Source organism: Methanobacterium bryantii (assembly GCF_002287175.1).
GTDB classification, from domain to species: domain Archaea; phylum Methanobacteriota; class Methanobacteria; order Methanobacteriales; family Methanobacteriaceae; genus Methanobacterium_D; species Methanobacterium_D bryantii.
In genome coordinates this window covers 578,008-592,974 of the sequence record NZ_LMVM01000001.1, presented here as the reverse complement: position 1 = coordinate 592,974, position 14,967 = coordinate 578,008, and the positions used below count along the sequence as shown (strand labels likewise).

Annotated in this window: 8 protein-coding genes; 6 read left to right on the top strand and 2 right to left on the bottom strand. The window is 28.5% G+C overall.

The features are described 5' to 3' along the window. The first annotated feature begins 336 nt into the window (after positions 1-336). From ASJ80_RS02740 to ASJ80_RS02730, 3 genes are read left to right on the top strand one after another with little or no spacing between them, the layout of a single operon-like run. A complete protein-coding gene (locus ASJ80_RS02740; RefSeq protein WP_095651951.1) occupies positions 337-1,311 on the top strand; it encodes an NAD(P)H-dependent glycerol-3-phosphate dehydrogenase in 975 nt (324 codons plus the stop codon). A gap of 60 nt (positions 1,312-1,371) precedes the next feature. Then, on the top strand, positions 1,372-2,103 hold the full coding sequence (locus ASJ80_RS02735) for a phosphocholine cytidylyltransferase family protein (RefSeq protein ID WP_095651950.1): 732 nt from the start codon (positions 1,372-1,374) through the stop codon (positions 2,101-2,103). Between the two features lie 54 nt (positions 2,104-2,157). Further along, a complete protein-coding gene (locus ASJ80_RS02730) occupies positions 2,158-3,288 on the top strand; it encodes a glycosyltransferase family 2 protein (RefSeq protein ID WP_179288728.1) in 1,131 nt (376 codons plus the stop codon). A 29-nt stretch (positions 3,289-3,317) separates the two neighbouring features. On the opposite strand, the gene ASJ80_RS02725 is transcribed toward ASJ80_RS02730, so the two are convergent. Next, complete coding sequence (locus tag ASJ80_RS02725; protein ID WP_095651948.1) at positions 3,318-4,814, bottom strand: glycosyltransferase; 1,497 nt, start codon at positions 4,812-4,814, stop codon at positions 3,318-3,320. A gap of 40 nt (positions 4,815-4,854) precedes the next feature. Continuing rightward, a complete protein-coding gene (locus ASJ80_RS02720; RefSeq protein WP_095651947.1) occupies positions 4,855-7,989 on the bottom strand; it encodes a CDP-glycerol glycerophosphotransferase family protein in 3,135 nt (1,044 codons plus the stop codon). Between the two features lie 530 nt (positions 7,990-8,519). Between ASJ80_RS02720 and ASJ80_RS02715 the strand changes: the two genes are divergently transcribed. The 3 genes from ASJ80_RS02715 (at position 8,520) to ASJ80_RS02705 (ending at position 14,939) form a co-directional block, all read left to right on the top strand. After that, complete coding sequence (locus ASJ80_RS02715; RefSeq protein WP_095651946.1) at positions 8,520-11,021, top strand: CDP-glycerol glycerophosphotransferase family protein; 2,502 nt, start codon at positions 8,520-8,522, stop codon at positions 11,019-11,021. A gap of 50 nt (positions 11,022-11,071) precedes the next feature. Beyond that, entirely contained in the window at positions 11,072-13,558 is a 2,487-nt protein-coding gene (locus ASJ80_RS02710; protein ID WP_095651945.1) for a glycosyltransferase, read from the top strand. A 130-nt stretch (positions 13,559-13,688) separates the two neighbouring features. Next, positions 13,689-14,939: a CDP-glycerol glycerophosphotransferase family protein gene (locus ASJ80_RS02705; RefSeq protein WP_095651944.1), complete on the top strand. Its 1,251-nt coding sequence runs from the start codon at positions 13,689-13,691 to the stop codon at positions 14,937-14,939. Positions 14,940-14,967: the final 28 nt, after the last annotated feature.

Below are 14,967 nucleotides of genomic sequence, written 5' to 3'. Positions count from 1 at the left end.
CCCATCCACCGTTAGTTTTATTGTTACTCCCATAATACAAAATTTTGGCAATTAAAAATCATTATTAAAAGTTTTAAACAGGATATATTGATCTAAAAAATAACTAATCTATTTTAAAGCCCCCAAATATCTCCAATAATTGAGATTCTTATTAAATACTTTTTAGATATTAATTTTCTATGTTTTTTATTATTCAAAGGTGAAAAGTAATAAATACATGAATTATAGTCTTAATTCAAAATAATATTTAAATTAGTTTAATTATATTAGATTTTATAAAGAAATTGTTAATTAATATTATTAATTCCAGTAATGACAATTATTTGAGGTGATTTCATGGATTTAAAAGTTTCAGTCATTGGAGCGGGTGGACTCGGAACAGCTATTGCGCAACTTATCTCTGTTAATGCAGATTCAGTTTATTTATATGCCCGACGTAAAGAAGTTGTCGATGAAATAGCTAAAACAAGACATAACACAGAATATTATCCTAATTTAAAGTTAGCAGAAAATATTATCCCTGTTAATGATTTTAACCATGTTAAAAGTTGTGATATTGTATTTTTATGTGTTCCATCATCTGGAATTAGATCTCCTCTAAAAGAGTTATCTAAATTCATCTGTAAAGACTGTATACTCGTAAGTACAGCTAAAGGGATAGAATATCCCTCATTAAAAACTATGAGTGAAATCGTGGCAGAATACTTTGATAGATTTCCAGTTATATTATCTGGACCTAACTTTGCATCTGAAATTGCACTTTCACTGTTTACAGTAGCCAATATAGCTTCTGACGATCCAAAACACCTGGATCTGGTTAAAAAAGTATTAACTACTGATGAATTTAAAGTTAAATTAAATAAAGATGTAATCGGGACAGAATGCTGCGGCGTAATTAAGAATATAAACGCAATTGCCTATGGTATATGTGAAGGAATGAATTTAAATGATAATGCAAGGTATGCCGTGTTAACGAAAGGATTTAATGAGACTAAAGACTTAATAGAAGCATTAGGTGGTAAAAGAGATACAGTTAACGATTACTGTGGATTTGGTGATGTAGTTTTAACATCTACATCTGGAGAAAGTAGGAACCACACTTTAGGGATGTTATATGGTCAAAGGATAGTTGTAGATGAAAAAGCTTCAGGAATAATATTTGAAGGTAAAAACTCCATAATGGCCATAAAAGCGCTGTGTGATGAGACTTCCGTAGACAGTGCAATTGTTGATTTTGTATATGACATTATAGTAGAATCTATACCTCCAAAAATAGCTTTTAAGAAACTATGGGATAAAATGGAATGCTAAATTCAATATTTTACAAAATTTTTATTAAAATACACTAATAGTAAATAGTTAGGTGATTTTATGATAGCAGTAATATTAGCAGCAGGAACAGGGACTAGATTGATGCCATTAACCAGGGATATTCCCAAACCCCTGCTTGAAATCGATGATAAGAGTTTACTGGAACGCATGATTATAAACTGTACTTCCAGTGGCGTTAACGAATTCATTATAGTTTTAGGTCACAAAAAAGAAAGGGTAATTGAAAAAATTGAGTATTTAGAAAGCAAATACCAGGTTAAGATATCTACCATTGAAAATAAAAGATATTCCCAAACAAATACCTCTTGTTCTGTTAGTTTGGCGACCAAGCAGCTAAATGAAGATGTATTAATCATCAATGGGGATAATGTTGTGGATGAACGTATAATTTCAGGTCTGCTTGCGATCAACGAAACTGCCCTTGTAGTGGATAACTATAAACAGTTAAATGAAGAATCTTTCAAGATACGGATTGAAGATAACGTAATAATGGAAATTGGAAAAGGAATAAATATCAATATGGCCTCCGGAGAATTTATAGGGGTCTCAAAAGTATCTAAAAATGATTTATCCATGTTTAATTCTATTTTAGAAGGTTTAATTGCAGGAGACGTCCAAAATTATTATGATTTAGCTTATAAAGACCTCAGTAAAAAATCTAGAATTGAATATTTTTACACTAACGGGTTAAAATGGACAGAAATAGACGACAAAAATGACTGGGAATATGCCCATACCCTAATTAAAGAATTTGACAATAAGATACATTAATCAAATTATAACGCGAAACTAAATATATATTTTTAATAAAAGGAGTTCATTATTGTGAATTACAGAATCAGCATTATTGTCCCTGTTTTTAATGTTGAAAATCATATCCGGAATGCTTTGGAGTCTATTTTAAGGCAGAGTATTGGTTTTAAACGTTTAGAAGTGATTATGGTCAATGATTATTCCACCGATAAAAGCAGAGAAATAATGGATGAATATGCAGATAAATATGATAATTTTACTGCAATTCATTTACATGAAAACAGTGCAGCTGCCGGAAAACCAAGAAATATTGGAATGAGAAAAGCTACTGCAGACTACATCATGTTCCTTGACCCTGATGATTATTATACCGATAATGCTTGCGAAGTGCTGTACAACAAAATAGTTGCAGAAGATGCAGATATTGTGTTTGGAAATTATTTTAATTTTCGAAAGGGTAAACTTCTAAAGGTTAAAACACCATTTAACATGGAAAATGAGATCAAAGTGAATAGAATTCAGGAAGAAACTCGACTATTAGCCATTACACCATCCATATGGACTAAAATATTTAAAACCACCTTTATTAAAGAGAATAATATACTTTTTCCTGAAGGAATTCCCGGTCAAGACCTCGTTTTCGTTGTTAATTCTCTTTTAAATGCAAAAAGAATTATATTTCTAAATAAATTTATTGTATGCAACCGTAATTTACGAGATAGTGGTAGTGATCGGTCCATAACTTATACTCAAAACAAAAAGTACCTCATCGGATTAATTGACACATATACTCAGCTTTATCATATTTTTAAGCAGAATAACCATGAAGATTATATCCAATTAGGGTTTCATTCTCATATTTCCTTCTGGATGCGTCAATTTATGTTATATGATTTAAACCAAACCGAAAAAAGAGAGCTTTTATCAACTGCGGCGCCTCTTTTTAAAAAGCTTCAATTCAACGGGTTGACTTTTAAACAAAAACAAATGGAAGTTCTGTTCAACTCTATTTCTAATAAAAAATACGATGAAGCACTGATCTTAGGGGAAGTTATCCATCTCTCAATTGAGAAAGAAAATAAGCTTAAAAGAAAATTAAAAAGTAAACAAAAACAGGTAGCAACACTTCAAACAGTGAAAGGATGGTCTTTGTATAAATCAAAGAATATACTTCAAAGATTAAAAAATAAATTTAAAAAATAGAAACAGTAAACTTAGATCATATGACTAAATTATAGACTTTCAATCAGGTCAATCCACTGTTTTTTTACTTTATCACTGGAGATATTCAAAACAGTACTAGATATATTTTTAAATTCTCCCCTTTTTAACCTTTCTTTGCATTCAATTATTTTATCTGCAAACCCTTCAATATTATTTTGCTCGATTAAATAACCATTTTTTCCGCTTTTAATCATATCTTTTGGCCCATATTTTATATCAAATGAAATACATGGCACGTTATTTGCAATACTTTCAATTATTGTTAATGGAAATGCTTCAGTATCACTTGTTAAAATACTCATTCCAGATTTTTGGAGTTCTTCATTAATATTTGATGTAAATCCTTTAAAATTAAAGTTTTTTAAACTATAATCTTTAACTTTTGAATATATCTCTTCTTCCAGTTCATCTTTATAACCAAACCCATAGAAATCTAAATATAATTTCGGATCTTTATTAGAAATTATTTTCATTATTTCAATGGCTAGATCGACGCGTTTCTTGGCATCAATACGAGATATCATTATGATTCTATTGATATCTTTCCCCACATTGTACTCCCGAATAGGAAAATCACACGAATTTGGAATAACTTCTATATCACGATTAAATACACTTTCAATATCTTTTTTTTGCGCTTCTGTTAGTACTACTATTCTATCAAAATTTGTATTTTCAAATAAATCTCTAAAAATCGGTTGAACTTCATTTTTATTATTATATGGATCTAATAAATGAGTGTTATGAAGAGAAGATATTTTTTTCACGTTAGAATCTAATTTTGAAATGATATAATCCAAATTTTTTCCATCTTCAGGGATATTTTTTAACTTTTCACTAAATAAACTGAATATAACTGGATTTTCAAAATTTTGAACAATTTTATTGATTATATCAATATAAAATGCTCCCATTCCTTTATACTCTTTTCCAGTATTAAAATCAATTGCGCGCTTCCACTCATGGGTTTCTTCATCGATCCATATACTTAAAAAACATTTTTTGTTCTTATCAACATACCGGTGCATGGTGGCAGTATTCTTGTTTCCATATTCTACATACCTTGTAAGATTACCCCTGAAATCAAATTCTTCTCTAAGAAATCTTACTCTGCCCATTTTAAAGTGATCAATAAATTCAATCCTGCCATTAACCTTATTGACATTTTTAAACATTACATATATCCCATTGTCGTAAAAGCGGTAATTCTTTCCATCTCTAATTTTAGTCAGTTTTTTCTCGTCAATTTTTAAGTTTTTAACTCTATTTGATGGGTTTGGATTAAGAAATTCAATAACATTTATTACATCTACTGCTTCCGCTAATTTACCATCATTTTTCATATCCATAACTACTTCTAACAAATGTTTTTGATATGAAAGTACTAAAATAACTATTTTATAATCTTTTTCCTGACTTAGAAGGTTAGCCTTTTGAACAGCTGCTTTAACCAACCCCCCACGTTTTTCAGCTAAAGTGTTAATTGGAATAATTATCGTTTTCATATTAACACATTTTAGTTTATTTAATTATAAAAATATGACCCTATTTATGACTCTGTAATAAAATTTTCTTTACAATCCTTTTTGCAGCGTTTCCATCATCTAATGGGGCATATTTTTGCTTAAATTTGCTTAATTTGTCTCTATATTCACTTTTAAGTTCTTCAATATTGTTTATTGCATGGAACAGTTCATTTTGGTTCTTAACAATTTTACCTGGAACTTCTTTTTCATAGTCAAGGTACGCTCCCCTTATATCATTTTTGTATTCTTCAAGATCATAAGCATAAAATATCATAGGGCGTTTTAATACAGCAAAGTCAAACAATACTGATGAATAATCAGTAATTAAAATATCTGTCATTAAGTAGAGTTCCTGTATATCTGGATACGATGATACATTAATTATACAGTGCTTATATTCTTCAGGAATCTCAATATCTGAACTTACCGTAACGTGCATGCGCAATAAAAGAATATATTCCTCTCCAAATCTATCATTAAACTCTTTAAAATCTATTTTAATGTCTGATTCAAATTTATTTTCAACTTTTGCATTATCCCTGAATGTTGGAGCATATAAAATAATTTTTTTAGAGGGAGATATTGAATAAGCATGCCTGATTTTATTAATTATTAATTCCTTTTCAGGATTATTTATTAAAATATCGTTTCGAGGGTATCCTTCTTCTAAAATAGGACCATTGTATCTAAATGCGGTCCTAAAATGTTTCGTAGCATAACTATTTTGTGAAATCAAGTAACTCCATTGGTTTTTTGCATTTTCAACGCGCTGCACGTAACCTTTTTCTCGGCCGTAGATTTCTTTAAGGTCAAATAGCATTTTCTTAACCGGAGTTCCATGCCATGTCTGCAGATAGGTAGTTCCTTTTCTTTTTGTTATATAACTTGGAAAATTCTGATTGTTGATCCAGTATTTAGACGTGGCCAGGTAGTAATAGTACCCCAGGGATAAACGCTTGACGACTTTTGTATTCATGGGATGAATAAATGAGGTCTTATTATAAAACCATACACATTCTGCATCAGGTTTTATTCTCATTAATTCTTCATATAATGCCTTAGGTGCATCAGAATATTGAACCCCAACGCCGCTTTCAAATACATACCTCTCTTTTAAAGGTAACAGCTTGAAAATTTTATAAAATAGTTTCATTAATGGGAAATAAACTCTATTTCTCCTGAAATAGTTGAACGCTTTTTTATATTTCTCTGTTCGCTTTATTCTTTCTGTTAATGTCCTTTTAAATTTAAAGTTGGTTATTTCATTAAAAATACGCTCTGAATTTCTAGTATCTTTATACTTCAACAGGCTATTTACCCGATTTAAATTTTCATCAGAAATTCTAAAGCCATTTTCAGCAATTTTGTTGAAAACACTGGTTATTTCTTCTTCATTGCTGATGATGGTTCCAGGTAATTCTCTTTCTAAATCAAGGTGCGAACCTGCTTTTCCCAAAAACCTTTTCTGGTCAAACTGGTAGTATATCACAGGTTTATTTAAAAATGCAAAGTCAAATGCAACGCTGGAATAATCTGTAATCATCAACATACTTTCTTTTATTAGTAATTGAACATCGATTTCTCCCTGGAAAACTATTTTAACATCGTCACTTTTAAAGAATGAACTGTATTTCTGCATATTAGGGTGCAAACAAAAAACAACATCCACATCATTCTTTCTGCAGATATCCAAAAATTCTTTATTTGAGATCAGACTTTGATACCTCTGGTAGTATTCTGATTCTAAAAAAGTATCCACATTTTGAAGCCAATCCCTCCACGTAGGAATTATCAATATCTGTTTTTTAACCTCAATATCATTTTTAAACAAAGAATCAAAACGAGAAAGTCCAGTAACCTTTACCTGTTCTTCAGAGAACTTCAAATCTTCTACAGTTATTTGTTTTTCTCTTTCTGTACTTACGCAGAACATGTCCACATCAAAAAATTCTTTCTGGTTCAGGTACAGGTTTGCTAAATTTTTAACGCCTAAAACACCATGCTGTAGAAATATCTTTTTGGCCTTTACTTTGGAAATAAATTCTTTGTTTCTTATAGGGTACAGATAGTCAATATGATGAGAACCAATGAGATGGGTGGCCTTTAAACACATTTCAAAGTGCTCTTTACTCCTGTAATCAATGATATTACCCAGATCTTTGACATTTTCATATTCTGGAGAATTAAAATCAATTACATAATAAGCTTCCTTTTCAGGATGTGTTCTTCTGATATATTCAAAAAATGCTTTTCCGGTGTCCTGTGCTTTGTAGGGCTGTTCACCTATTAACCAGATATCTTCCCTATTATTCTGTTTAATATTTTCAATATTCTTTGTTACATCATTATTTATTCTTTCTACGTGTAATGACAAATTTTGGCCGGAAAACGTAAAGTAAGGAGTAATATATATTGTTTCTTCATCAAATTTCAGAACGTAATCTTTTACTTTTTGTCTCATCAAGAACCGAGTGTGCCCAAATCTTATTTTTACTGGTTCTGGTATTTCCTTCAGATGTATGTATAAAAAGAAATCATATATATCTTCTTCGATAGAAGTATCAAATGGAATAACAGTTGAAATAGCTAGATTATCACTGTATTTGCTTTGAATTTTACTAAAATCAATTCTAGATCTGAATTTCGAAAACGTTTTACGGCCTTCCATACCAATCTCCATCTGATCAACAGACAGTAAAAAGGTTTTAAAAACACCATTTATGTTTATACTTTCTTTATTGCAATTAAATGATGTTAAAAAATTAATTACATTTAGTTTTTGTTTTTTAAAGTCATCTGTTACTATTAAAATAAAATTTCTACTTCTCGTCTGATGTGGTACTATGTAGTTATTTTTCACATTTTTAATACCGCCACCAATCATTTCAAACTTGTTAAATCTGGCAAAATTGGTTATTTTATAGCTGCCATTTTCGTCAATAAAAGAGAAATAGAATTGAATTATCCCCTGCATTCCCCTTAAAAAAACAGAATTTGATAAGCTAAATGTATAATATTCTCCTTTTTTAATGGGTTTATATGTCTTTTTTCCACCAAAAATGTCAACAATTATTTCTTTAACTTCAATGTCGGGTGTAACTTTAAATTTAACAGATAATTCATTGGTGTAATCAATAATTAATTCTTCTTTCATCTTATTATCCCTTTTTTATAGTTAGAAATTTTAGAACTATTATAGTTAATTGCAAGTTTAAATAATTATCTGTACATTAATTTTCTCTATAAAAATTTTAAGAAAATATAAACTAACATTTTATATTAATTTTTTTATTTTCGGGTTATTATCTAATTTCATAATTTTCAAAACATTTTAAGACATAATTATGTAATATAAATCAATGCTCACGTATTAATACAAACCATAATTTAAATAATATCTTGTTTTATAACATTAATAAACAATCAAATAAATTTTTAGATATATTTATGTAATTATAATAACATCACCTTAAAATTTATATTAATTACAAATATTAGGATGATTTATAAATAAATTCAATAAATTTACAATTTATATCCAAAATATGTTTTTAAAAAACCCATACTTATTAATTATCAATATTAATTAACTCATCTGATAATTAATAAATCAAAGAAGGATTGTATAATTATAGACAAGCATATGTGTGTCATTCGACAACTATTAAACATACGGTGTCAAAAATGCAACTTAACAAACTTATTAAAGATAATAAACATTTTTTAAAGATCAGATTAGGATTCTTTAGAAGATATTTATTAAACGACAACTTCAAAAGAAATAGCTTATACAATCATTATTTTAATAAATTAAAAGTCAAAAAGAATGTAATTCTTTATGAGTCTTCTAATGCCAAAAGAATTAATGGAAATCCTTATGCATTATTTAGATATCTTGTAGATAACCCCACATATAGTAATTTTACACATGTATGGTCAACTAATGATTTAAACAGCAGTATTGTCAAAAAATATAGTTCTTATAAAAATGTCAAATTTGTTTTATACAACTCAAAAGAATATTTAAAGTATCTTACTAGCGCAAAATATTTAATAAATGATTCAACATTCCCATATTATTTTATTAAAAAGGAAGATCAGATATATGTTAATATATGGCATGGTACACCACTCAAATATATGGGAAAAGATATAAAATCTACCACTAGCGATCATAAAAATGTTCAAAGGAATTTCTTGCACACCTCCTATTTAATAAACTCCAATAAATATACTGCAGATGTTTTATTAAGGTCACATGATGTTTACACACTATATCAAGGTTATATTGCCAATATAGGATATCCAAGTGTAGATTTCGTGTTTAATACTGATAAACGAAAGCTCAGAGAGTTATTAGGAATAAATGATGATGAGACAATAGTATTATATGCTCCGACCTGGAGAGGTAAATCACCTAATTCTGTAAATGATACAGTAAATGAGATATTTGATCATATTAACAAAATTAAGGGCAATTTACCCCCCAAATTTCGCCTATTTCTAAAATTACATACTTATACTATGAGTTTTGCCAGTCCAGAGCTGAAAAAAATAGCCATACCTGATCATCTAGAAATAAATGAGATGTTATCAATAACAGACATATTGATAACAGATTATTCAAGCGTATTTTTTGAGTTTTTAGGCACTAAAAAACCAGTATTGTTCTTTTGTTACGATAAAAATGAATATATTAAAGAAAGGGGATTATACATACCTTTAGAAGAACTTCCAGGGCCTATATGTGAAACTTCAGAAGAGGTAATTGATTCATTAAGGAATATAAAATCAATACAGAAAAAATATGTAAATACTTATTCTAGTTTCACAAAGAAATTTGCCCCTAACGATGATGGAAATGCTTCTAAAAGGGTTGCAGATTTAATATTCAATAATGCATCATTCCCTGAAAATGAAGTCTATAAAATTAAAGATGAAAGAAAAAAACTTTTGTTATATCCTAGTTCTTTATTAAATAATGAAGTAACTAAAGATTTCATTAATTTAGTAACTAATTTAGATTATCAAAATTACGATATTTATGTATTTTTAGATCAATTTTCACACGAAGACATCAAAACAAATATTCTTAAACTTTCTAAAGATGTGAAAATACTGTACAAAGTTGGAGGTTTTGGATTTTCTTTACACAACTACTTCTGGCATAATCGGTTAATGGAAGAAGGAATATTCAATGAAACTGTTGAAAAAAATATTCCTCGAGAATTGTATGTAAATGAAGCCAAAAGGTTATTTGGTACTTCAAACTTTGATTCAGTATTAGATTTTAGAGGAAGTCAAAAAACATCAGTTATTTTATTTGCTTTTGGTAACTTTAAACGAAAATATATTTATTCACATTACTTATGCAATGATTATACAAACATCTTTTACAGTAATAAACAGAAAGTAGCTAAAAATATTAAAATAATATTTTCAGTATACAAGTATTATGATAAAGTATTTACTTCTATAGATCCTGATTTAATTGATAAAACCATATTTAATGAATTTCCAGATTTAAAAAACGCATTTAAACCATTAAAATGCCCTATTGATTATAAAAATATATTAGAGTTAGCTAAAGATAACATAAAGACCTTTGATAATATAAACTATCATTGTGAAGAATATGAAATGTCTGATAAAAAAATAAAAATCTCAGGTATTGCTTTACCTAATGAAAGCTACGTTAATTTTGTATTTTTAGGAAAACTTATTTACAAAGGAGGAGTTTCAAAATTAATTAATGCATTTAACCGTGTTCATTCAAAGTATCCGAACATTAGACTTTATATAATTGGAAACGGATCGTTAGAATTTTATTTAAAAAATCAGGTATTAAAGAGAGGATTAAATAATAAAATAATTATCATTAATTCTTTAAGCAATCCTTTCTGGATTTTAAATAGATGCGACTGCATTATATCGTTATTCAATACAGACAAAAATATTTCTTTAATGCAAGCTTTAGTTTTAGATAAACCATTAATTACGATAGATAATCCAAATTCAAAAGAAATTATAGATAGTTACGGTATAATGGTTCAAAATTCAGAAAAAAGCATTGCAAAAGGGATGATACAGTTTATAGAAAACGGGTATGAACAAAAACACTTTGATTTTGTTAAATATAATGAAAAAACATTGTCAAACTTCTATAATGAAGTTTTTGATCTTTAATTATTTCACTATCAACTTTAGTAACTATAACAGCTTGGAAACGATTAACTATGAATATCTCCAAATTAACAAAAAAAATAAAAGATTTCACTAAATTTAAAGAGTATAATGCTTTTTACAGGCGCTATTTTTCCAATAAAAACTTTAAAAAATACAGTGACTTTGCTAAATACACTAAAAAAAGCTTTATAAATAAAATGATCCTGTATGAATCCTCAGCTGGAAAATCAATTGAGGGTAATCCCTATGCATTATTTAGATATCTACTAAATAATCCAGATTATGGTAGTTTTACACATGTATGGTCCATTACTCGTTTAAGTGATAATAGCATCATAAACAAATATAAAAAATATAAAAACGTTAAATTTGTTAAAAAGAACTCTAAAGAGCATATTAAATATCTTGCCAAATCAAAATATGTTATATCCGATTCTACACTTCCAGATTATTACTTTAGAAGAGAAGGCCAGGTTTATGTTAATTGCTGGTCGGATACACCATTAAATGCCATAGGTAAAGACAATGAGCTTAACATATCAAAACAAGGAAGTATTCAGAGAAATTTATTAAATGCATCTTATTTGATCTATCCTAACAGATACAGTATAGACAAATTATTAAAAGCTTATGACATAAATACTCTAGTTAACGGATGTATACTTGATACCGGCCATCCTAGAGTAGACTTTTTATACACTGCTGACAAAACTAGACTCAAAGACATTTTAAACATTTCTAAATTAGATAAAGTTATTTTATATGTCCCGCAATTAAATGAAAAGTTAAATACTGAATTATATACAGAATATTTAATAAATAATATTGAATTTTTAAAAGATAAACTGAATGGGAAATATAAATTTATTGTTAAATTACCCATGAAATTATCTAAATTCGTTACAGGTTCATTAAAAGATTTGATAGTCCCTGATGACATTGACATTAATGAGCTTTTATCTATTGTAGATATATTAATAACAAATTCCAGCATATCTTTTGATTTTTTAAAGACTAAAAAACCTATTATATATTTTATAGATGATCGTATTGATGAATTTAATTCATATCTCCCTTTAGAAGAGTTACCCGGCCCATTATGCCATAATGCTAACGAAATAATGGATACTATAAATGATATAAAATCCATTTCAAAGAAATATAAAAACAAGTATTCAATAGCCATTGAAAGATTTAGTTACAATGATGATGGAAATGCCTGTAAAAGAGCTGTTGATTCTATATTCAATAAAATAGAAAAATATGCTGACAATACACGTAATCTTAAAAAGAAAATTCTTTTTTATCCAGGTATACTCAAAACTAATGGTATAACATCTTCTTTCTCTAATTTATTAGATAATATTGATTACGAGAAATATGATGTATCAGTTCTTGTTTATCCAATAAGTAAAAATAACGAGCATTATGAAGATATTAAAACTAACCTTAAAAAACTCAACAAAAATGCAAATATAATTTATATGTCTCATGGATTTAATTTCCTGCGAGGAGAATATTATTATCACGATTTTATAATGAAAAATGGAATAGCAGAAGATATTACCGATAAAATTCCTGAAGATCTTTACATTCGCGAAATTAAAAGATTACTTGGCAATACAAGATTCGATATATTTGTAGACTTTGGAGGATATGATAAGATTATAACACTATTATTTGCATTGAGTGATATAAAGACAAAATGCATTTATTTACACAACAATATGGTCAGAGAATACGAATTAAGATTTAAATCTCTTTCGGTAACATTTGATCTCTATAAATATTATGATAAGCTGATTACAGTATCAGAAGACAGTAAACAAGAGAATTCTGTGAACTTTAAAGAATATGGTATGGATATAGATGATAAACTCATCCATGTCACTAATTCAATAGATTATAATACAATTATTAAAAAATCATCTTCAGGGAAAGTCGTTACTGTTAACAGTGCTCCCTATTATTTCACCCAATATGTTAAAGATGATTTTTTTGTAGATTTAAACGGAATAGCAGCTCCTTTAAAGAGTAATGTAAATTTTATAGCCGTTGGAAGACTTTCGCCAGAAAAGGATCATAAAAAATTGTTAACTGCATTTTCCAGTGTGTTAAAAACTCATACCAACGTGAAACTATATATTATTGGTGACGGTCCCCTAAAAGAAAGCCTAATTAATTTTGCAGATGATATTGGAATATTATATAATGTTATTTTCACGGGAAATTTATTTAATCCTTACTGGCTGTTAGATAAATGTGATTGTATGGTACATTCTTCTAATTATGAAGGGCAAGGTATTGTAATATTAGAAGCACTGGTTTTAGGTAAAAACGTGATATCAACAGATATTGCAGGTCCTAGGAAAATTCTTCAAGGAGGTTATGGAAAATTAGTAGACAACAGTGCAGAAGCATTAGCTGAAGCTATGATTAAATTCATTGAAGAAGGAATGAGCAGTAAACCTTTTGATTATGTTAAATACAATGAAACAGCCATGAATCAGTTTTATGAAGAAGTATGTGGAGAATAGCACTTCCATTTTAAATGATGATTATTTTACTAAAATTTAAGGGTTCACTTCTATTGTAACTTAAGAATATTATATTTACTATAAGACCATTTTTATAGATAAGAAACTGATTTAACTATTCGTGATAACTATGAATTTAAGTATTAAAAAAATCATTAAAAAGTACCTGATTTTACCAGGTTACACTCTTTTCAGGAAATTACCCCTAAATAACGATTTAATTATCTTTGAAAGTAACATGGGGCGTAATTACAGTGGAAACCCTAAACACATTTATGAGGAAATGGTTAAACAGGGCCTGGATAAAAAACTGAAATGCATCTGGATACTGGAAGATACGAATACTAAAATTCCAGGAAACACTTTAAAAGTAAAAAGATCAAGAATAAAATATTACTATTACATGGCAAGGGCCAAAATATGGGTATTTGATACACGAGATCCTCCCCATATCCAGAAAAGGGAACAATGTTATTATATACAAACCTGGCACGGCACACCCCTTAAAAAATTGGGATTAGATATGGATAATGTTTTTATGGCAGGTAAGGAAGATATAGAGACTTATAAACGTAATATTTATCAAGATTCCAGGAAATGGGATTTCCTTCTCTCCCAAAATGAATTCTCAACAGAGATATTTAAAAGTGCATTTGCATTTTCTAAAGAGTTAGCCCCAAATAAAGAAATATGGACTTACGGCTATCCTAGAAATGACATTTTGGTTAACAATAATACTAAAAAACATATAAACAAATTAAAAGACGATTTAAGTATTCCTAAAAACAAAAAAGTACTTTTATATGCTCCCACATGGAGAGATAACGAGTTTCACAGAAGAAGTATATATAAATTCGCCACAGCTATGGATTTTGATCTCCTGAAGGAAAAATTATCCAGTGATTACATTATAATAGTCAAATATCATTATTTAGTTATGGAAGATATTGATTGGTCAAATTACAAAGATTTTGTCTACACATTTGGGGCAGATCAAGATATAGCAGATTTATATCTGGTTTCAGACATGTTAATTACAGATTATTCCTCAGTGATGTTCGATTACAGTATCTTAAACAGGCCCATGTTCTTCTTTATGTATGATCTAGAGTCTTATCGTGATGAACTCAGAGGATTCTATTCCAACGTTGTTGAAGAGATCCCAGGGCCAATTTCAAAGACAACTGAAGAGCTAATTACTGATATAAAAGGATACGATCCAGGTTTGTATAATGATAAATATAATGCCTTCCGCCATAAATATAACAGGAAAGACAATGGTAAAGCATCAAAAAGAGTAATTGACCGTGTTTTAGAGCTTAAAAATACTGATAAATTGGCTGCTCAAAAACGACTGGCAGAAGAACTCAAAATTAAATAAATATAAAACTAATCCTGTGAAAATTATC

Coding starts and splice junctions, on each gene's coding strand:
- ASJ80_RS02720 (WP_095651947.1), bottom strand. CDS start 7,989: ATGAAAGAAGAATTAATTATTGATTACACCAATGAATTATCTGTTAAA.
- ASJ80_RS02740 (WP_095651951.1), top strand. CDS start 337: ATGGATTTAAAAGTTTCAGTCATTGGAGCGGGTGGACTCGGAACAGCT.
- ASJ80_RS02725 (WP_095651948.1), bottom strand. CDS start 4,814: ATGAAAACGATAATTATTCCAATTAACACTTTAGCTGAAAAACGTGGG.
- ASJ80_RS02735 (WP_095651950.1), top strand. CDS start 1,372: ATGATAGCAGTAATATTAGCAGCAGGAACAGGGACTAGATTGATGCCA.
- ASJ80_RS02705 (WP_095651944.1), top strand. CDS start 13,689: ATGAATTTAAGTATTAAAAAAATCATTAAAAAGTACCTGATTTTACCA.
- ASJ80_RS02710 (WP_095651945.1), top strand. CDS start 11,072: ATGAATATCTCCAAATTAACAAAAAAAATAAAAGATTTCACTAAATTT.
- ASJ80_RS02715 (WP_095651946.1), top strand. CDS start 8,520: ATGCAACTTAACAAACTTATTAAAGATAATAAACATTTTTTAAAGATC.